Raw genomic sequence first — 18,943 nt, forward strand, 5'->3', positions numbered from 1 at the left:
GATGAAGATAGGAATATTGGCATTGCAGGGTGCATTTGCAGAGCACGAAGCATCCCTGGATAAATTACATATTCCACACTTCGAGATCCGTCAGGCAGATGACCTGCAGGATGATATGGATGGATTAATCATTCCGGGCGGTGAAAGTACAGTTATGGGAAAGCTTCTGAAGGAGCTTTCCCTGTATGAGCCACTCAAGGCGAAGATCGAAGTCGGTCTGCCGGTATTCGGTACCTGCGCCGGCTTGCTTCTTCTGGCAAAGGATATTGACGGAGAAGATGCACTTGGCTTCCGGACGATGAATATTATAGCGCGCAGAAATGCTTACGGTAGACAGCTTGGCAGCTTCTTCGCAGAAGAGGACTTCAAGGGAATCGGAACCGTCGGCATGACATTTATCCGTGCGCCATATATCGAGAGCGTTGGGGATGGCGTTGATGTCTTAGCAACGTGCGATGGCAGAATCGTAGCTGCCCGTCAGGGAAAACAGCTTGTCACAGCATTCCACCCGGAACTGACCGAAGAAGTAAAGATTCATCAATATTTTGTGGATATGATTTCGGAAAACTAAGCAAAAATACGAAAGAACCCTTTTTTCAAGGGTTCTTTTTTAATGCCATTTCTCTGATTGTATTTGCCCCTCACATCTAGTATAATTAAGTGATTTTGGATAAAAATCGGATTAAATATTATACAAGGGGGCAAATATGAGCAAAAGAGAAGACATTAAAAAAGTTCTGATTATCGGTTCCGGTCCAATCATCATCGGTCAGGCATGTGAGTTTGACTATTCCGGCACGCAGGCATGTAAAGCTTTAAGACAGCTCGGCTATGAGATCATTCTGGTGAATTCCAATCCTGCAACCATTATGACAGATCCTGGTATTGCGGATGTGACATATATTGAGCCATTGAATGTGACAAGATTGGAGCAGATTATTGCCAAGGAACGTCCAGATGCGATATTACCGAACCTCGGTGGTCAGTCGGGTCTTAATTTGTGTTCCGAGCTTGCAGCTGCAGGCATACTTGACAAATATAACGTGAAGGTCATCGGCGTTCAGGTAGATGCGATCGAACGTGGTGAGGACCGAATTGAATTTAAGAAAACTATGAACAAACTGGGAATCGAGATGGCGCGCAGTGAAGTTGCCTATTCTGTAGAAGAAGCACTTGCGATTGCAGATAAGCTTGGTTACCCAGTTGTTTTGCGTCCAGCCTATACAATGGGCGGTGCCGGTGGCGGACTTGTCTACAATGTAGAAGAGTTGAAGACCGTCTGTGCAAGAGGTCTGCAGGCAAGTTTGGTAGGACAGGTACTCGTTGAGGAGTCAATCCTTGGCTGGGAAGAGCTGGAGCTTGAGGTTGTCCGTGATGCAAAGGGTAACATGATTACGGTCTGCTTCATTGAGAACATTGATCCACTCGGCGTACACACGGGAGATTCCTTCTGTTCTGCACCAATGCTTACAATCTCTGAGGAATGTCAGAAGCGTTTGCAGGAGCAGGCATATAAGATTGTAGACGAAGTACAGGTGATCGGTGGAACAAACGTACAGTTTGCACATGATCCGGTGACAGATCGAATCATTGTAATCGAGATCAACCCTAGAACTTCCCGTTCTTCTGCACTTGCTTCCAAAGCGACAGGATTCCCAATCGCGCTTGTATCAGCGATGCTTGCAGCCGGACTTACATTGGATGAGATTCCTTGCGGCGTGCATGGAACCCTCGACAAATATGTTCCGGGCGGCGATTATGTCGTAATCAAGTTTGCCAGATGGGCATTTGAGAAGTTCAAGGATGCGCAGGACAAGCTTGGTACACAGATGCGTGCTGTTGGTGAAGTTATGAGTATCGGTAAGACTTATAAGGAAGCATTCCAGAAGGCAATCCGAAGCTTGGAGATCGGTCGTTACGGACTTGGCTTTGCGAAGGATTTCCATGATAAGACAAAGGATGAGCTGCTTGCAATGCTGGTAGAGCCAACCAGTGAGAGACAGTTTATCATGTATGAGGCACTTCGTAAGGGCGCGACAGTTGAGGAGTTATACAACCTGACGAAGATCAAGCATTACTTCATTGAGCAGATGAAGGAGCTTGTAGAAGAGGAAGAAGCACTGCTTGCAAAGAAGGGTGAGACACTCGACAAGGATACAATGGAGCAGGCGAAGAAGGATGGTTTCTCAGACCGTTACTTAAGCAAGCTGCTTGAAGTTCCAGAGGACGATATCCGCAATACCCGCCTTGGCTACGGCATTACCGAGAGCTGGGAGCCGGTACATGTAAGTGGAACTGAAGACCGTTCTTATTACTATTCAACTTATAATGCACCAGACCACACAACAATTACGAACAACAAGAAGATCATGATCCTTGGCGGTGGTCCAAACCGTATCGGTCAGGGTATCGAGTTTGACTATTGTTGTGTACATGCAGCCCTTGCATTAAAGGAGCTTGGATTTGAGACAATCATCGTAAACTGTAACCCGGAGACGGTTTCGACAGATTACGATACATCTGATAAATTGTATTTTGAGCCATTGACACTCGAAGATGTACTTTCGATCTACGAGAAGGAGCAGCCGGTGGGCGTCATTGCACAGTTCGGTGGACAGACACCGCTGAATCTGGCAGCAGACTTGAAGAAGAACGGCGTGCGTATCCTTGGTACATCCCCAGAAGTTATCGATATGGCAGAGGATCGTGATCTCTTCCGTGCAATGATGGAGAAGCTTGACATCCCGATGCCAGAAGCTGGCATGGCAACGAATGTTGAGGAAGCACTTGCTGTTGCTGAGAAGATCGGTTATCCGGTTATGGTTCGTCCATCTTATGTCCTTGGCGGACGTGGTATGGAGGTTGTCAGCGAGCCGGAATCTCTGAAGAAATATATGGCAGCCGCTGTTGGTGTGACACCGGACCGTCCAATCCTGATCGACCGTTTCCTGCGCCATGCAACTGAGTGTGAGGCAGATGCGATCGCAGATGGCAAGCATGCATTTGTACCAGCTGTTATGGAGCATATCGAGCTTGCAGGTGTTCACTCCGGTGATTCAGCATGTATTCTTCCATCCAGAGGAATTCCGGAGAAGCTCGTGGAGACGATCAAAGATTACACAAGAAAGATCGCAGAGGAAATGGGTGTCTGTGGTTTGATGAATATGCAGTATGCAATCGAGAACGACAAGGTATATGTACTCGAAGCAAATCCGCGTGCATCCCGTACCGTACCATTGGTATCCAAGGTATGTGGCGTATCTATGGTGAAGATTGCAACACAGATTATGACAAGTGAGTTAACCGGCAAGCCATCTCCGCTTCCAGAGATGAAGGAAGTAAAGCCGAAGTATTACGGCGTGAAGGAAGCCGTATTCCCATTCAACATGTTCCAGGAGGTTGACCCGGTATTAGGACCTGAGATGCGTTCGACCGGCGAGGTACTTGGACTTTCCACGAATGTCGGCGAGGCATTCTACAAGGCACAGGAAGCAACCCAGACAAGACTTCCGAAGGAAGGCACGGTGCTTTTTTCTGTCAGCCGCAAGGATAAGCCAGAGGTTGTAGATATCGCAAAGACATTTGAGAAATGCGGATTCCACATCGTAGCTACTGGTACTACTTATGAACTGTTGATCGCAAATGGTATTAAGGCGGACCGTATCAACAAAATGCAGGAAGGCAGACCGAATATCGTGGATGCTGTGATGAATGGCAAGATCCAGCTCATCATCAACACACCAGCAACACAGGAAGAGAAGGTGTTTGATGACAGTTATGTCCGCAAGACCGCGATCCGTGCAAAGGTTCCATATATGACAACGATGGCAGCCGCACGTGCAACCGCAGAGGGTATCGAAGCAGTCTTAAAATATGGTGAGATCGGTGTTATGTCATTGCAGGAGATTCATAAGGCAATCCAATAATCGACAAAAAAATGCGGTAAAATTCAAATAAAAAATGTATACTTGTATACATGCAAAAAGGAGGGTGTAAATTTCCATTTACATCTTCCTTTTTTTGTAAGTGTGTATTATAATAGCACTTGGTTACTAAATATAGTATTAAAATAAAAAAGAAAATACTATATTTAGTGTTTGAGAAAGTATTATAAAAAGGGAGTCAAATATAAATGGATGCAGTACACACAAACGTAATTAAGAGAAATGGCGAGGAAGTAAATTTTGACCTGGACAAAATCGTCAATGCAATCAATGCTGCAAACAAAGAGGTAGACCGGTTGCATCAGTTGAACGATTATCAGGTGCAGGCAATCGCCGATAACATTGCGAAACAGATCGAGATCATGACACATGCGATTCACGTAGAAGATATTCAGGATATGGTGGAGACCGGAATTATGGAGATGCGTGGATACGAGGTTGCCCAGAAGTATGTGCGTTACCGGTATAAGCGGGAACTTGCCAGAAAATCAAATACGACCGATAACGGAATCCTGGCTCTGATTGATCATATGAATGAGGAAGTCAATCAGGAGAATTCAAATAAGAATCCGGTCATTAATTCAACCCAGCGTGATTATATGGCAGGCGAGGTCAGCAAAGATTTGACGAAGCGTATGCTGCTTCCGAAAGAAATTGTGGAAGCACATGAGCAGGGAATTATCCATTTCCATGATTCGGATTATTTCGCCCAGCGGGAACATAACTGCGACCTGGTAAATCTGGAGGATATGTTGCAGAACGGAACCGTCATCAGCGAGACAATGATTGAGAAGCCGCACAGCTTCTTCACTGCATGTAATGTCACAACACAGATCGTGGCGCAGGTAGCAAGTAACCAGTATGGCGGACAGTCCTTTACACTTTCCCATATCGCACCGTTTGTCGATGTGAGCCGGAAGAAGATCCGCGAGCAGGTAATCGAGGAGCGGAAGATGTGTGGCGAAGCACTTGACGAGGAAGTGATCAGCAAGATTACAGAGAGCCGCCTGCGTGCAGAGGTAAAGAGCGGAATTCAGACGATCCAGTACCAGCTTATCACCCTTATGACCTGTAATGGGCAGGCACCGTTCGTCACGATGTTCATGTATCTCGATGAAGTCCCGGAAGGGCAGACACGGGATGATCTTGCAATGATCATCGAGGAAGTGCTGCAACAGAGAATCCAGGGTGTCAAGAATGAGAAGGGTATCTGGATTACACCTGCATTTCCGAAGCTTATTTATGTGCTTGACAAAGATAATATTACCGAGGATTCCAAGTATTGGTATCTGACCGAGCTCGCTGCGAAATGTACCGCAAAGCGTATGGTGCCGGATTACATTTCTGCGAAGGTGATGCGTGAGCTGAAAAATGGCGATGTCTATCCGTGCATGGGCTGCCGGTCATTTCCGACATCCGAGGACAGCCAGAGAAATCCGGATGGCACAAGAAAATATTACGGACGATTCAATCAGGGTGTTGTCACAATCAACTTGGTTGATGTTGCATGTTCTGCAGAGGGACATATCGACCGGTTCTGGGAGATTCTTGAATCCCGTCTGGAGCTTTGTCACCGGGCACTTCGATGCAGACATGAGCGACTGCTTGGAACGGTATCCGATGTCGCTCCAATCCTGTGGCAGCATGGTGCACTCGCGAGACTCAAGAAGGGCGAAACCATTGATAAATTACTGTTCAATGGATATTCAACAATCTCACTTGGCTATGCAGGACTTTGCGAGATGTGCGTGCGTATGACAGGCAAGACACATACTTCACCAGAGGGCAAGAAGCTTGCACTCGAAGTAATGCAGAAATTAAATGACAAGTGTAAAGAGTGGAAGGAAGCAGAGAACATCAGCTATTCCGTTTATGGTACGCCGATGGAATCTACGACATACAAATTCGCCAAGTGCTTACAGAAGCGGTTTGGTATTATCAAAGGTGTTACTGATAAAAACTACATTACGAACAGCTACCATATCCATGTAACCGAACCGGTCAATGCATTCGACAAGCTGAAATTCGAATCCGAGTTCCAGAAGCTTTCCCCGGGCGGCGCGATCAGCTACGTAGAAGTACCAAACCTGCAGGACAATGTGGAGGCGGTAATCTCTGTAATGAAATTTATCTATGATAACATTTTGTATGCGGAGTTAAATACGAAGAGTGACTACTGCGAGATCTGCGGTTATGACGGCGAGATTAAGATCGTGACCGACGAGAACGGCAAGCTTATCTGGGAGTGCCCGAACTGTGGCAACCGTGACCAGAACAACTTGTTTGTAGCCCGAAGAACCTGTGGCTACATCGGAACACAGTTCTGGAATCAGGGTCGGACGCAGGAGATTAAAGACCGCGTACTTCATCTGTAAAAGAATATGAATAAACAAAGGCAGGAGCAGACGATTTCTTATGTTCCTGCCTTGCTTTTTGCAAAATAGCTCTTGCCTAAGCACCGTCAAGGTGCTAGTATGTATGAGTGATTTTGTTTTACGAATAAAATGTATATAAGTTTGCGCATAATTACTAATTCTAAAGCAGACCATTGAAGCACGCTGGCACTTAATGAGCGACAGCTTCAGCGTCGCGAATTTAGTACCACTGCGTGATGAAGTGAGCGGGAGCGCGTCTGCGTAGAAATAGTAATTATGTGCAAACTTTAGAAAAACTATATGTAAAACAATATGACTCATTAAAAAGACAAAGGAGATAAGAACATGAAGCCGATCAAAGAAGGAAAAGTTCGCGAGATCTACGACAACGGAGACAGCCTGATCATGGTTGCAACAGACCGTATCAGCTGCTTTGATGTAATCCTGAACAATCAGGTAACAAAGAAGGGTACTGTACTGACACAGATGTCAAAATTCTGGTTTGATATGACAGAGGACATCCTTCCAAACCATATGATTTCCGTAGATGTAAAGGATATGCCGGAGTTCTTCCAGCAGCCACAGTTTGATGGAAACAGCATGCTCTGCCGGAAATTGAATATGCTTCCAATCGAGTGTATCGTAAGAGGTTATATCACAGGTAGTGGCTGGGCAAGCTACAAGGAAAACGGTACAGTCTGTGGCATCAAGCTTCCAGAAGGCTTAAAGGAGAGCGACAAGCTGCCTGAGCCAATTTACACACCATCTACCAAGGCTGAGATTGGTGATCATGACGAGAACATCTCTTATGAGCAGAGCGTAGCGCATCTTGAGAAGTATTTCCCAGGCAAGGGAGAAGAATATGCGGCAAAGCTTCGCGATTATACAATTGCCCTGTACAAGAAATGTGCAGAGTACGCACTTTCACGCGGTATCATCATTGCAGATACAAAGTTTGAGTTCGGTCTGGACGAGGAAGGCAATATCGTACTTGGTGATGAGATGCTGACACCGGACAGTTCCAGATTCTGGCCGGCAGAAGGCTATGAGCCGGGACATGGCCAGCCATCCTTTGACAAGCAGTTTGCACGTGACTGGTTAAAGGCAAACGAAGGTCATAACTGGACATTGCCACAGGATATCGTAGATAAGACCATCGACAAATATCTGCAGGCATATAAGCTGTTGACAGGAAAAGATTTATAAGACCCAATAATGAAGCGGCAGGATGAACAGTCTTGCCGCTTTTTTCAGTATAATACTTAGACGTATGGTTGGTGAATTCGTACAATCGAAAAATCATCCATAAAAAATAAAACCGGAAACGTATAATATATAGCAGGGGTTATGAGGGGACAGGTTATATGACAGAACATGAATTTTATACTGCCATAAAAGGTCTTGCAAAAGGAAATAAGGACATGCTCCACGCCATCTACGACGCATATGGACGGCTGATCTATACAATCGTTTATGACATCTTAAAGAATCGGGAGGACGCGGAGGATGTGACATCGGAATTCTTTATCAAGCTGATCCGGGTAGCGGGTACCTATCAGAAGAAGACATCGCATCGGGCATGGTTGATCCGGATTGCAAGAAATATGGCAATCGATCTGCTACGGAAGCGTGGGCATGAATATCTGTTGCACGAGACAGAAGATGCGCCACAGGATCAATTAGAAGAAGGTGGGACGGTGGAGACGGCATCTACCGTCGAAGAACATGTGGTATTGGCAGAGGATATGCGGCAGGCAATTCAGACGCTTTCCGACTGGGAGCGAGAAGTGCTGGATTTGAAGCTGCTTGGAGATCTCAAATTCCGGGAGATCGCAAAGACTTTAGGACAGCCGCTTGGCACGGTGACGTGGCTGTACAATCAGGGAATCAAGAAATTAAGGAGGTGTCTGAGAGAGTATGGAACAACAGAATAAATTAACCGAAGAAGAAAAAGCATATCAGGCACTTCGCACACAGGATATGCAGGACATGCCGGATCTGTGGAGCCGGATTGATACAGGATTTGAAGAGGAAGTAACAAAGCAGCAAGCAGCTCGGAAAAAGAGAAGAACCAGACAGTTTGTACTGGTGGCAGCAGCAATTCTGATTGTGATCATTGCGGTGCCGGTAGGTATCAGTTCGATGCGTAAATCAAATATGAAGGAAATGAAAACAGAAACGACAGCAGATATGCATGTGACAGAGGCTGGCAAGGATGAAATGGCAGATGAGGCAGATAGTGCACTGCCGAACATTGCAGATCAGACAGTGCAGGCAGACAGCGAAATTCAGGAAAGCGCAGATGCGAGCGTGAACCATATGGATGGCAATGGAGCGACGGAGGCACAGACGGATGCGGCGATAGCTGCAAATCAATCCGGAAACCAGGCTTCCGAAGAACGTAATGATGGAAATAATCAGATGAGCTATCAGACAATCACACAGGTGATTCTCACGCAGTATGATGCACAGGGAAAAATCGTTCAGCAGTTTGACAGCGAAGATACAGACGGTGCGATCGACAAGGTACAGTTTTTGCTAGAAACGTATCAGGTACTGGACTGGAAACCGGTGGATATGATAAAATCTGACATGCCATATTACCTGATGGAACTGAAACTGCAGGATGAATCGAGTGTTGCAAATGTTTATTATGAAGCAGAAAATACGGAAGGAAAGACCGTTGCAGATCTTATGACTGAATTACAGAAAATGAAAGAAATAAAAAAATGATGAATTTCATGCAACCTTTTTACCGGATATAGAGTGTTATATATGGAGCAAAAGAGTTCCCGCCGGGTAAAACTATGTCCGGTGCGGGGAGATAATTAAGGAGGACAGAGAATGGACAACAATCAGAACCAACAACCAAATGGCTATGGAATGCCACAGCCGAATATGCAGGCAGGAATGCCGGGACAGACACCACAGCCTGGCTATGGTACACCAGGCCAGACACCACAGCAGGGCTATGGAATGCCGGGGCAGGGAGTGCAGCCGGGTATGCAGGCAGGAATGCCGGGACAGACACCACAGCCTGGCTATGGAATGCCGGGACAGAACGTGCAGCCGGGATACGGCATGCCACAGCAGCCAGCCGGTGGGAATCAGCCGCCAAAGAAAAAGAAAACCGGACTGATCGTCGGCTTGATCATTTTAGCGGTAGTATTGATCGGTGGCGTCATCTTCGCATTTATGAAGTTTGGCAAGAAGGATGGAAAAGGAAGCAGTAAGGATGCAGAAGCGGCGAAGCAGACAGTTGTGGATTTCTGCGAAGGTATGAAGAACCGGGATATGGATGCAATCGTGGATGCATATTATCCGGATCTTCAGTCCAGTGTAGCGGACAATTTCTACACATCGAATGGTGTATCATCCGAAGATGAATTCTGGAATCACTATGATACCGTATTTGGCGGATACTCATTTGCATATACAGCATCTGACGCAGAAAAGGTATCAGATTCCAAGAGACAGAGCACGCTGGATATCGTCAATGCAGCATATAGTTTATCCCTGGATGCGGACACCATGTATGAAGTGGACACAGAGGAGACATACTCTGGTTCCAACGGGAAGATGGTACTGGCTGAGCAGATTTACCTGATTGAAGAAGATGGTAAGTGGTATGTGATCTACGCAGAGTCTACACAGAAGGAAAACACACTTGTAGCGGCTGCACCGGAAGATACAGAGGAAGATACGGAAGAGACAACCGAGGCAGAGGAAGAGACGACCGAAGCAACAACCGAGAGCGCTGCAAGCACAACACCGGTAAATGCAGATGGCTTTGACTGGGAGAATATGCAGTTTACAATGCTTGGAAAACCTTATAACCTTGCGACACTTACCTATGACGATATCTTAGCAATGGGTTATTCCATTGAAGATGATTACCTCGAGGAGGAACTCGAAGACAATCAGTATTCGATGAGCGCCCGTGCAGAGGCTGCCGACGAGTCAGATATGTATATCCGTTTCAAGAACTTTACCGGTGGAGGAACAAAGAAGGTTCCGGATTGTGAGATTCTTGGAATCGAGCTTAGCCGTGATGATTTTGATAACAAGTATGATGCAGCACTTGGAAATGGCATCACTTTTGGCATGACACCGGATGAGGTAAAGGCGGTCATGGGCGAGCCGACCGATAGTTATACGAGCGATACGAGTGATTACATGACACTGACATACGAAGAAAATGATGATGCATACGCAAGCAGCGTGGAATTCACATTCCAGGACGGTGTGCTCACGAAGTTCGATATGGAGAATTACAACTAAAATCGTTTCATGGAGGAATCAAGTTGGAAGACCATGCAGGGATTGCACAACTTGTTGAGATGTATGCATCGATGATCTACCGCATCGCATATACGCGGATGCAGAATGTCGCCGATGCAGAGGATATCACCCAGGAGGTTTTGCTCAAATATCTGAAAGCGGACAAAACCTTCCGGGATGAAGAACATCGAAAGATGTGGCTAATCAGAGTGACAGTAAATACAATTAAATCAAATGTGACAAGTGCGTGGCGAAGACATACGGTTGCCTTAGATGATGTAACAGAACCTTCGTACGAGGCGTCAGACCTGCCGGTATTGAAAGAAAAGGTAGAGAAGCTTCCGGAGCGCTATCGACTGCCAATGTTTCTTTATTACTATGAAGAGCTATCGGTAAAGGAGATTGCGCATGTGACAAAAAGCACGGAGGGAACAGTGAAGTCGCTTTTGAGCAGGGGGAGAAAGATGCTCAGGGACGAATTGAAGGAGGATGGCTATGTCTGAGAACATGAAGAAGATATATCAAGCGTATGCGGATTCGATTGCACCCGCACCGGACATGCAGGAACGCCTGAAACGGCAACTGTATGCGGAAATGCAGGGAGAACGCCCCAGGAAACGAAACTATGGAAGAGGGCAATTCTCCCGGTGGTTGGTTGTAGCCTGTATGCTGTTCCTTGTGAGTGGCGGCTGCCTGATCTATGCGGTAATTGGCACCTCCGGACAGACAGGGAGGGCAGACGGCCGCTGGATCATCGGAGCTGACACAGGCGGAACGCGTCTGCTGGGAGAAAAGAATGTGGCAGATACGGATATTGAACGATATCCGGAGAAAGAAAAGCCATGGATCCTGCAGGAGATGCTGGAACTCGATTCCGTCATAGTGCTCTACAACACGGAAGATGGCAGTGGGGCAGGAAAGCAGATGCGCATGTCGGAGAATGAACTCCGTTCATTGTGCGAATCACTGCAGAGTGCAACAATCTGTGAGGAAGTAACAGCCGGTGCAATAGCAAGCGAGTCAGCAGTCCGCTATCAGGTACTGATACAGTATAAGCCATTTATCAGTTTTACGATTTATGATGGTAAGTATTTACAAATCGGGGACGAAACTACGATTTATAAAATAAAAAATTAAAAAGTACCATAAAAAAGGAATCCTCCTTCGTATCTTATATAGAGGCTTTTGAAAACAAAGATGTATATAAGATCGAAGGAGGATTTTTTATGAGAAAACGAATTTTAGCAATGGCGTTAAGCATCTGTATGGCGGTGGCTGTATGTGGATGCGGAAACAAAAAAGAAGCAGATGAAACGCAGACAGGAAGGACAGACGTAACAGTTACGGGAGAAGATACAGTTTCTTCCGGTGATGTGGCAGAGGAAGATAATGAAATGCAGGTGGACGGAATTATGCAGGAATCTGCAACCAATATGGCGACAGCAGATTGCGAATCCGGCTTTTATGATGACTATCTGCAATGCCCGGATACGGAAGAATGGAATACAAACGAATATTCCTACACAGAGGAAAATCCATGGATGAACGTGCAGACATCACCGCTTTCAACCTTCGCCGCCGATGTCGATACAGCAGGCTATACACAGATCCGAAGTGCAATTCAAAATGGCTACGACATTGATCCGTCGATGGTGCGTATCGAGGAGATGCTTAACTATTTCCATTATGATTATCCGCTCCCGAAAGGCAATGAAAAATTCGCCGTGTATACCGAGTATGCGGATTGTCCGTGGAATAAGGATACAAAGCTTGCCTTAGTTGCCATGAATACGCAGGCAATCGATTTCAAGGAGGCACCGGCGTCAAACCTCGTGTTTCTGATCGACGTGTCCGGTTCGATGTTTGACGATAACAAGTTGCCGCTTGTGCAGCAGGCGCTTACTATGTTAGCAGAGAATCTGACTGAGAAAGACCGGGTATCTATCGTGACGTATGCCGGTTCGGACGAGGTTGTCCTGCAGGGTGTAAGCGGAGACGACTATCATGAAATCTCCTCTGCGATTGAAGGCTTGGAAGCGTATGGAAGTACTAATGGCAGCGCGGGGATTGAGACAGCGTATGCGCTAGCAAAGAAATATTTCATCAAGGGTGGAAATAACCGCGTGATTCTCTGTACTGATGGAGATCTGAATGTCGGGCTGACCAGTGAGGGACAATTGGAGAAGCTGATCACAGAGAAGAAGGATAGCGGTGTATTCTTAAGCACTTTTGGTGTCGGCTATGGCAATTACAAGGACAATAAGCTGGAACTGCTCGCGGACAAAGGAAATGGAAACTACGCGTATATCGATTCGATGTTTGAAGCAAAAAAGGCACTGGTCGATGAGCTTGGTGCCAATATGGTGACTGTGGCAAAGGATGTCAAATTACAGGTGGAATTCAACCCGGAGCAGGTGAAGGGCTACCGGTTGATCGGATATGAAAACCGTGTGATGGCGGCTGAGGATTTCGCGGATGACACAAAAGACGGCGGAGAGATGGGAGCCGGACACAGTGTAACCGCACTTTATGAGATCATCCCGGCTGATTCGGAGATGGAATTGCCGGAGACAGACTTGAAATACGGCGAAACTGCACAGGTTCTAATCTGTGGAACCGAAGATTATACCGATGAATTATTTACCGTCAATATCCGCTACAAAGAGCCGGATGGCGAGGAGAGCAAATTGGAATCCTACCCATGCAAGACAGAAAACTACAACAAAGACGGCTCTGATAACCTGCGCTTTGCAGCCAGCGTCGCCGCCTTCGGAATGCTCTTGAAAGACAGCGAATATTCCGGCAGTGCAGACCTTGGCATGGTGTACACGCTTGCCAGTTATGCAGCCGGATCGGATGAATACAAGAAGGAATATCTAAGTTTGGTGAGAAACTATGGAGAGAAGCAGCCTGGATTCTCCGAGGATATAGTAGAATAATTGACGGTTTCAAATCATATAGAGAAAGATATTACAAACATAATTATATCAACACAGGTGGGAAATAATTAAATATATGCTTTGGGATACATTACTAACATAATAATCATATCAACACCCAGCAGGCATATCGGACAAATGGATTCCAAGAAGGGGCATTTGCGACCGCCGGTACTTAATGAGCACGAAGTGCGAATTTAGTACCGATGCGCGGAGCAACTAAGCGGAAGCGGCCCCGGATTGGAACCATTGTCCGATATGCCTGCGTCCGTTGGAAGAGTCCGTTAGAAATAGGAAAATAAACTTTACGGAATCCAAACCATTTGTTATAATACTTTAAAATGTTAAAGTATTGCGGAGGTAGAAACTCATGGGTATGAATGGAACTATGATGCAGTATTTTCAGTGGGATCTTCCTGCAGATGCATCCCTTTGGAAAGCACTGGCAGAGGATGCGGCAAAATTAAAGACCGCAGGGGTGACGGCAGTCTGGTTACCGCCGGCATATAAAGGCGCACAGGGAAAAGAAGATGTCGGATACGGTGTCTATGACCTGTATGATCTGGGTGAGTTTAATCAGAAGGGCTCTGTCCCGACAAAGTATGGTACGAAAGCAGAATACTTAGCAGCGATCAAGGCACTGCATGATAAGAAAATCCAGGTATATGCAGATATCGTATTGAATCATAGAATTGGTGCAGACGAGGTGGAGCAGGTGTCTGCGGAAGAGTTCAACGCGAACAGCCGGAATCAGATGGTAGGCGATTCCAAGACGATTGGGGCGTGGACGAAGTTTACATTTCCGGGAAGAAAAGGAAAATATTCTGATTTTACATGGAACTGGACACATTTTGATGGCATCGACTGGGATCAGGACAGAGCAGTCAAATCCATCTTCAAGTTTGCGGGAAAAGACTGGGACAAGGAAGTGGATTCTGAGCTTGGAAACTATGATTACCTGATGGGTGCAGATCTGGATTTTAATAATCCGGAGGTAACGGAGGAGCTTACCCGTTGGGGCAAGTGGTATACCGAGCAGACCGGCATTGACGGATACCGGCTTGATGCAGTGAAGCATATCAACAAATATTTCTATAAGGACTGGCTGCGTGCCATGAAAGAAGACGTCGAAAAGGATTTATTTGCAGTCGGCGAGTACTGGCACTGGGATGTCAATGTATTACAGGATTACATAAATGCGAACGAGAGCGAGTTAAGTCTCTTCGATGTGCCGCTCCATTTCAACTTCCATAATTGTTCGAAGGCACATGGCAATTACGATCTGCGCACGATCTTAGATGGTACGCTTGCAAAGGTGAATCCGATGAAGGCAGTAACCTTTGTCGATAACCATGACAGCCAGCCGGGACAGTCATTAGAGTCGTGGGTAGAGGATTGGTTCAAGCCGATGGCATATGCGATCATCCTGCTTCGTCAGGAAGGCTATCCATGTGTATTCTATGGCGATTACAAGGGAATCCCAACGGCGAAGATCAAGTCGAAGAAGCGGGAGCTTGACAAGCTGATGAAGCTTCGTAAGAATCAGGCATATGGCGCACAGCACGATTATTTCGATGATCCAAACTGCATTGGCTGGACACGCGAAGGCGATGAGGAACATAAGAATTCCGGTATGGCGGTTGTGATCTCCGATGGAACCGGCGGCACAAAGCATATGTATATTGGTAAGCAGTTTGCAGGATGCCATTTCGCGGATGCGATGGGAAATGCAAAATACAACATCAAGATTGACGAGGAAGGCTTCGGTGATTTCTATGTAAACCGTGATGCCGTGGCAGTCTGGGTGCACAAAGAGAATAAATAGGATAGCTCAATATGAGTAGGTGATGACATGGAAAAGACAATACGGACACAATTTGTAAAAGAATTTCTCGAAGCTGTACTCACGCTCGAATCGGTAGATGAATGTATGGATTTTTTTGAGGATGTCTGTACGGTGAAGGAAGTACAGTCGATTGCGCAGCGGTTTGCGGTTGCGAAGCTTCTGAAGGATGGAAAGACTTATGCGGAGGTAGCGAACGAGACAGGCGCTTCGACCGCGACGATCAGCCGTGTAAACCGGTCCTTAAATTACGGAAATGCAAGCTACGATAAAGTATTTGCAAGACTCGAAGAGAAAAATAAGGCATAAAAAATTGCTGTCTGGACACATAGCGGTTCAGACAGCATTTTCTTTTTAAGCGTCTGCACAAGCTCTTCCGTACAGACTGATCATGTAGAGTCCGGAAAGACCGACCAAAGCATAGATGACACGTGTGAATGCGGTCGCATCGCCGAAGATGCCGGAAACAAGATTGAAGTCGAAGAAACCAATCAGTCCCCAGTTGATCGCACCGATGATGGCAATTGTAAGAGCCACACAGTTTAATACTTTCATAACAAACCTCCATATACGTTAAAAATACAGAAATGTACTTTCTTACATCTATCATTTCCCGCTTCCGCAAAAATATACATCCGATATCAAAAAAGTGTTTCAAAACCGCAATATTGTTGTTATAATGTTATGTGGTAAAAATATGTTCAAAAATAAAAAGCATACAGGGAAAGGCCACGAAAGTGGAAAGGTACAGTCATGGGCGGTTTTTTTGGAGTTGCGTCAAAAGAGGATTGTGTATTTGATTTGTTTTTTGGAACAGATTATCATTCCCATCTTGGAACGAGACGTGCAGGTATGGCGGTGTATAGTGAGGAACATGGATTTGAAAAAGCAATCCATAAGATTGACAATGCACCATTTCGGACAAAGTTTGATAAAGAAGCAAATACCATGAAAGGTAACTTCGGAATCGGATGTATCTCAGATTATGAGGCACAGCCGATCTTAGTGCGTTCGCATCACGGTACGTTTGCAATTACAACCGTTGGCAAGATCAACAATGCACAGGAAATCATTGATACGATTTTGCAGGGAAGAACACATTTCTTTGAGATGAGTAACGGTGAGATCAATGCGACAGAGCTTGTGGCTGCGATTATCGATCAGAAGGATAATTTCATCGATGGTATCCGCTATGCACAGGAGATCATCGAAGGTTCGATGTCCATGCTGATCCTGACGCCGAAGGGCATCTACCTTGCAAGAGATAAATACGGAAGAACGCCGATCATCGTTGGTAAGAAGGATGGCGCATTCTGTGCAACCTTCGAGAGCTTTGCGTTCTTGAATCTCGGTTATTCGACTTACCGGGAGCTTGGACCGGGCGAGGTTGCCGTGATGACGAGCGATGCATTGAAGACTTTGGTTCTGCCGGGTAAAGAGATGAAGATCTGTACCTTCCTCTGGATCTACTATGGATATCCATCTTCGACTTACGAGGGTGTGAATGTCGAGGAGATGCGGTATCGCTGTGGGCAGCTTCTTGCAAGACGGGATAATGTCAAGCCGGATATCGTTGCGGGTGTTCCAGATTCCGGTACGGCACATGCAGTTGGATATGCAAATGAGTCTGGCATTCCATTTTCCAGACCATTTATCAAATACACGCCGACATGGCCACGTTCGTTCATGCCAACGATTCAGAGTAAGCGTAATCTGATCGCGAAGATGAAGCTGATCCCGATCGAGGAGCTGATCCGGGGTAAGAGCCTGCTGCTGATTGACGATTCCATCGTGCGTGGTACCCAGCTTCGTGAGACGACAGAATATTTGTTTGAGAGTGGTGCGAAGGAAGTGCATATTCGTCCGGCGTGCCCACCGCTTGTATACGGATGTAAATACTTAAACTTCTCCCGTTCAAACTCTGAGATGGAGCTGATCACAAGAAATGTTATCGCAGAGTTAGAAGGCGGGGATGTCAGCGATGAAGTCTTGCAGGAGTACGCAGATTACACATCTGAGAAATACCAGAAGATGGTTGATAAGATCTGCGAGAAGCTGAAGTTTACATCACTCCGGTTCCACCGCTTAGATGATATGCTTGAGGCTGTTGGAATCGAGCCGGAGAAGCTTTGTACATATTGTTGGAATGGAAAGGAATAAGACGATGTTAGGTGATATCGAATCAAAACCATGGGATTACAGAACGCTGCCGAACAAGATGCTGGAGCTCGTCAAGAATGTGGGTGATATGCAGCAGGAAGGCACCGGGTATTTTACAGATAGTGAATCCGAGATGTTGACAATCCTGAATTACTTGAATTACGGGGAGAAAACGAATATCACGGATTCGATGATCGAACAGATTGATCTGGCGATCAAGACAATGGAAGGACGTAAGCTTGCAAATCGTGACGACGATAGTTTCATCAAGCTTGACTTCTAATGAGGACAGAGGAACAAGTGCTTATTGCCATGTTTGAGGCGCTCATCCCGTGGTATGAAGCACATAAACGTGAACTTCCGTGGAGACAGGATAAGGAGCCGTACCATGTGTGGCTGTCAGAGATCATGCTGCAGCAGACGCGTGTGGAGGCAGTCAAGGAATATTACCGGCGATTTCTTACGGCACTTCCGACGATTGCAGATCTGGCGGAGGCACCGGAGGAACAGATCTTAAAGCTCTGGGAAGGACTTGGATATTATAATCGTGTGCGCAACCTGCAGAAGGCGGCGCAGACGATTTGTGCGGAATACACGGGAGTATTTCCATCGGAATACGCACAGATCCGGAGTTTATCCGGTATTGGCGACTACACAGCAGGCGCAATCGCGTCGATCTGCTTTGATGCACCGACACCGGCGGTGGATGGAAATGTATTGCGCGTGTATAGCCGGCTTCTGGCGGATGACGCAAACATTGATCTGCAGACAACGAAGAAGCGCATCACGAGAAAACTGCAGGAGACGTATCCGCAGAAGAATCCGGGAATCGCGACGCAGGCACTGATGGAGCTTGGTGCGACTGTCTGTGTGCCAAATGGTGCACCGCGGTGCGATGTATGTCCGGTAGCGGAGATCTGTCAGGCACGAAAGCAGGACACATGGAGAAATTTGCCCGTCCGCAGTGAGAAGAAGAAACGAAAGATTGTGGATAAGACAGTATTTATCCTGCTTACGGAAGATACCGTGGCACTGCATAAGCGCAGCACAAGCGGACTTCTGGCAGGCATGTGGGAATTCCCGAATGTGGATGCAAAGCTTGACAAGCAGGCGGCGGTAACACAGGTAACCGGCTGGCAGGCAGAACCGTTGGATCTTCTGATGCAGACAAGCTACACACATATATTCAGCCATGTGGAATGGCATATGACAGCGTATTATATCCGATGTCGGAAAACAAATAAAAAATGGAAGTGGGTAACAAAGGAGAGTCTGGACGAGACGTATGCATTACCATCTGCGTTTCGTCCGTTTCGGGAACAGATCGAGAACTTGTAGGTAAAATTAAAAATTAGGAGGAAACATCATGAACGAAGTGAATGATTTAGGATGTTTCCGACG

Annotated in this window: 16 protein-coding genes; 15 read left to right on the forward strand and 1 reads right to left on the reverse strand. The window is 46.4% G+C overall.

Annotation, left to right across the window (positions count from 1 at the left end; genetic code table 11):
- The first annotated feature begins 1 nt into the window (after position 1).
- From pdxT to AAAT93_RS04160, 12 genes are all read left to right on the forward strand, one after another.
- Complete coding sequence (gene pdxT, locus AAAT93_RS04105) at positions 2-571, forward strand: pyridoxal 5'-phosphate synthase glutaminase subunit PdxT (RefSeq protein WP_227573015.1); 570 nt, start codon at positions 2-4, stop codon at positions 569-571.
- A 136-nt stretch (positions 572-707) separates the two neighbouring features.
- Positions 708-3,926 carry a carbamoyl-phosphate synthase large subunit gene (carB, locus tag AAAT93_RS04110; RefSeq protein WP_117780536.1) on the forward strand — a complete coding sequence of 1,073 codons (3,219 nt, stop codon included), beginning with the start codon at positions 708-710 and terminating at the stop codon, positions 3,924-3,926.
- Between the two features lie 206 nt (positions 3,927-4,132).
- Positions 4,133-6,319 (forward strand): anaerobic ribonucleoside-triphosphate reductase, encoded by a 2,187-nt coding sequence (gene nrdD, locus AAAT93_RS04115; RefSeq protein WP_021986397.1) that lies wholly within the window; start codon positions 4,133-4,135, stop codon positions 6,317-6,319.
- 345 nt (positions 6,320-6,664) lie between these two features.
- Positions 6,665-7,525, forward strand: coding sequence for a phosphoribosylaminoimidazolesuccinocarboxamide synthase (locus tag AAAT93_RS04120; protein ID WP_021986396.1), 861 nt, complete (start codon positions 6,665-6,667; stop codon positions 7,523-7,525).
- Positions 7,526-7,683: 158 nt separating this feature from the next.
- Positions 7,684-8,253, forward strand: coding sequence for an RNA polymerase sigma factor (locus AAAT93_RS04125; RefSeq protein ID WP_227573016.1), 570 nt, complete (start codon positions 7,684-7,686; stop codon positions 8,251-8,253).
- The gene (locus AAAT93_RS04130; RefSeq protein ID WP_227573017.1) at positions 8,237-9,052 is read left to right on the forward strand and encodes a hypothetical protein; all 816 of its coding nucleotides are present in this window, start codon (positions 8,237-8,239) and stop codon (positions 9,050-9,052) included. Before AAAT93_RS04125 ends, AAAT93_RS04130 begins: the two co-directional genes overlap by 17 nt.
- 111 nt (positions 9,053-9,163) lie before the next feature.
- A complete protein-coding gene (locus tag AAAT93_RS04135; protein ID WP_021986393.1) occupies positions 9,164-10,600 on the forward strand; it encodes a hypothetical protein in 1,437 nt (478 codons plus the stop codon).
- A gap of 23 nt (positions 10,601-10,623) precedes the next feature.
- Positions 10,624-11,103, forward strand: coding sequence for an RNA polymerase sigma factor (locus tag AAAT93_RS04140; protein WP_227573018.1), 480 nt, complete (start codon positions 10,624-10,626; stop codon positions 11,101-11,103).
- On the forward strand, positions 11,096-11,737 hold the full coding sequence (locus AAAT93_RS04145) for a hypothetical protein (protein ID WP_118544710.1): 642 nt from the start codon (positions 11,096-11,098) through the stop codon (positions 11,735-11,737). Before AAAT93_RS04140 ends, AAAT93_RS04145 begins: the two co-directional genes overlap by 8 nt.
- Before the next feature lie 89 nt (positions 11,738-11,826).
- Positions 11,827-13,539, forward strand: coding sequence for a vWA domain-containing protein (locus AAAT93_RS04150; RefSeq protein ID WP_227573019.1), 1,713 nt, complete (start codon positions 11,827-11,829; stop codon positions 13,537-13,539).
- Between the two features lie 370 nt (positions 13,540-13,909).
- Positions 13,910-15,364: an alpha-amylase gene (locus tag AAAT93_RS04155; RefSeq protein WP_177970029.1), complete on the forward strand. Its 1,455-nt coding sequence runs from the start codon at positions 13,910-13,912 to the stop codon at positions 15,362-15,364.
- A gap of 27 nt (positions 15,365-15,391) precedes the next feature.
- The gene (locus tag AAAT93_RS04160) at positions 15,392-15,691 is read left to right on the forward strand and encodes a YerC/YecD family TrpR-related protein (protein ID WP_021986388.1); all 300 of its coding nucleotides are present in this window, start codon (positions 15,392-15,394) and stop codon (positions 15,689-15,691) included.
- Positions 15,692-15,736: 45 nt separating this feature from the next.
- On the opposite strand, the gene AAAT93_RS04165 is transcribed toward AAAT93_RS04160, so the two are convergent.
- The gene (locus AAAT93_RS04165; RefSeq protein WP_118374179.1) at positions 15,737-15,937 is read right to left on the reverse strand and encodes a DUF378 domain-containing protein; all 201 of its coding nucleotides are present in this window, start codon (positions 15,935-15,937) and stop codon (positions 15,737-15,739) included.
- 198 nt (positions 15,938-16,135) lie between these two features.
- On the opposite strand from AAAT93_RS04165, the gene AAAT93_RS04170 reads away from it, so the two are divergent.
- The 3 genes from AAAT93_RS04170 to mutY are packed head-to-tail and all read left to right on the forward strand — an operon-like array spanning position 16,136 to position 18,880.
- Positions 16,136-17,542, forward strand: a complete 1,407-nt coding sequence (locus AAAT93_RS04170) for an amidophosphoribosyltransferase (RefSeq protein ID WP_021986386.1) — start codon at positions 16,136-16,138, stop codon at positions 17,540-17,542.
- On the forward strand, positions 17,529-17,825 hold the full coding sequence (locus AAAT93_RS04175; protein WP_118374178.1) for a hypothetical protein: 297 nt from the start codon (positions 17,529-17,531) through the stop codon (positions 17,823-17,825). The genes AAAT93_RS04170 and AAAT93_RS04175 overlap by 14 nt, the downstream gene beginning before the upstream one ends.
- 17 nt (positions 17,826-17,842) lie before the next feature.
- The gene (gene mutY, locus AAAT93_RS04180; RefSeq protein WP_227573020.1) at positions 17,843-18,880 is read left to right on the forward strand and encodes an A/G-specific adenine glycosylase; all 1,038 of its coding nucleotides are present in this window, start codon (positions 17,843-17,845) and stop codon (positions 18,878-18,880) included.
- Positions 18,881-18,943 lie beyond the last annotated feature (63 nt).

Origin of the sequence: Coprococcus hominis (ex Arizal et al. 2022) (assembly GCF_040094675.1) — a bacterium.
Lineage (GTDB): Bacteria > Bacillota > Clostridia > Lachnospirales > Lachnospiraceae > Coprococcus_C > Coprococcus_C hominis.

What these genes read in the sequence shown, in the direction of transcription:
- pdxT (WP_227573015.1), top strand. Translation starts at nt 2, where the DNA reads ATGAAGATAGGAATATTGGCATTGCAGGGTGCATTTGCAGAGCACGAA.
- carB (WP_117780536.1), top strand. Translation starts at nt 708, where the DNA reads ATGAGCAAAAGAGAAGACATTAAAAAAGTTCTGATTATCGGTTCCGGT.
- nrdD (WP_021986397.1), top strand. Translation starts at nt 4,133, where the DNA reads ATGGATGCAGTACACACAAACGTAATTAAGAGAAATGGCGAGGAAGTA.
- AAAT93_RS04120 (WP_021986396.1), top strand. Translation starts at nt 6,665, where the DNA reads ATGAAGCCGATCAAAGAAGGAAAAGTTCGCGAGATCTACGACAACGGA.
- AAAT93_RS04125 (WP_227573016.1), top strand. Translation starts at nt 7,684, where the DNA reads ATGACAGAACATGAATTTTATACTGCCATAAAAGGTCTTGCAAAAGGA.
- AAAT93_RS04130 (WP_227573017.1), top strand. Translation starts at nt 8,237, where the DNA reads ATGGAACAACAGAATAAATTAACCGAAGAAGAAAAAGCATATCAGGCA.
- AAAT93_RS04135 (WP_021986393.1), top strand. Translation starts at nt 9,164, where the DNA reads ATGGACAACAATCAGAACCAACAACCAAATGGCTATGGAATGCCACAG.
- AAAT93_RS04145 (WP_118544710.1), top strand. Translation starts at nt 11,096, where the DNA reads ATGTCTGAGAACATGAAGAAGATATATCAAGCGTATGCGGATTCGATT.
- AAAT93_RS04150 (WP_227573019.1), top strand. Translation starts at nt 11,827, where the DNA reads ATGAGAAAACGAATTTTAGCAATGGCGTTAAGCATCTGTATGGCGGTG.
- AAAT93_RS04155 (WP_177970029.1), top strand. Translation starts at nt 13,910, where the DNA reads ATGGGTATGAATGGAACTATGATGCAGTATTTTCAGTGGGATCTTCCT.
- AAAT93_RS04160 (WP_021986388.1), top strand. Translation starts at nt 15,392, where the DNA reads ATGGAAAAGACAATACGGACACAATTTGTAAAAGAATTTCTCGAAGCT.
- AAAT93_RS04165 (WP_118374179.1), bottom strand. Translation starts at nt 15,937, where the DNA reads ATGAAAGTATTAAACTGTGTGGCTCTTACAATTGCCATCATCGGTGCG.
- AAAT93_RS04170 (WP_021986386.1), top strand. Translation starts at nt 16,136, where the DNA reads ATGGGCGGTTTTTTTGGAGTTGCGTCAAAAGAGGATTGTGTATTTGAT.
- AAAT93_RS04175 (WP_118374178.1), top strand. Translation starts at nt 17,529, where the DNA reads ATGGAAAGGAATAAGACGATGTTAGGTGATATCGAATCAAAACCATGG.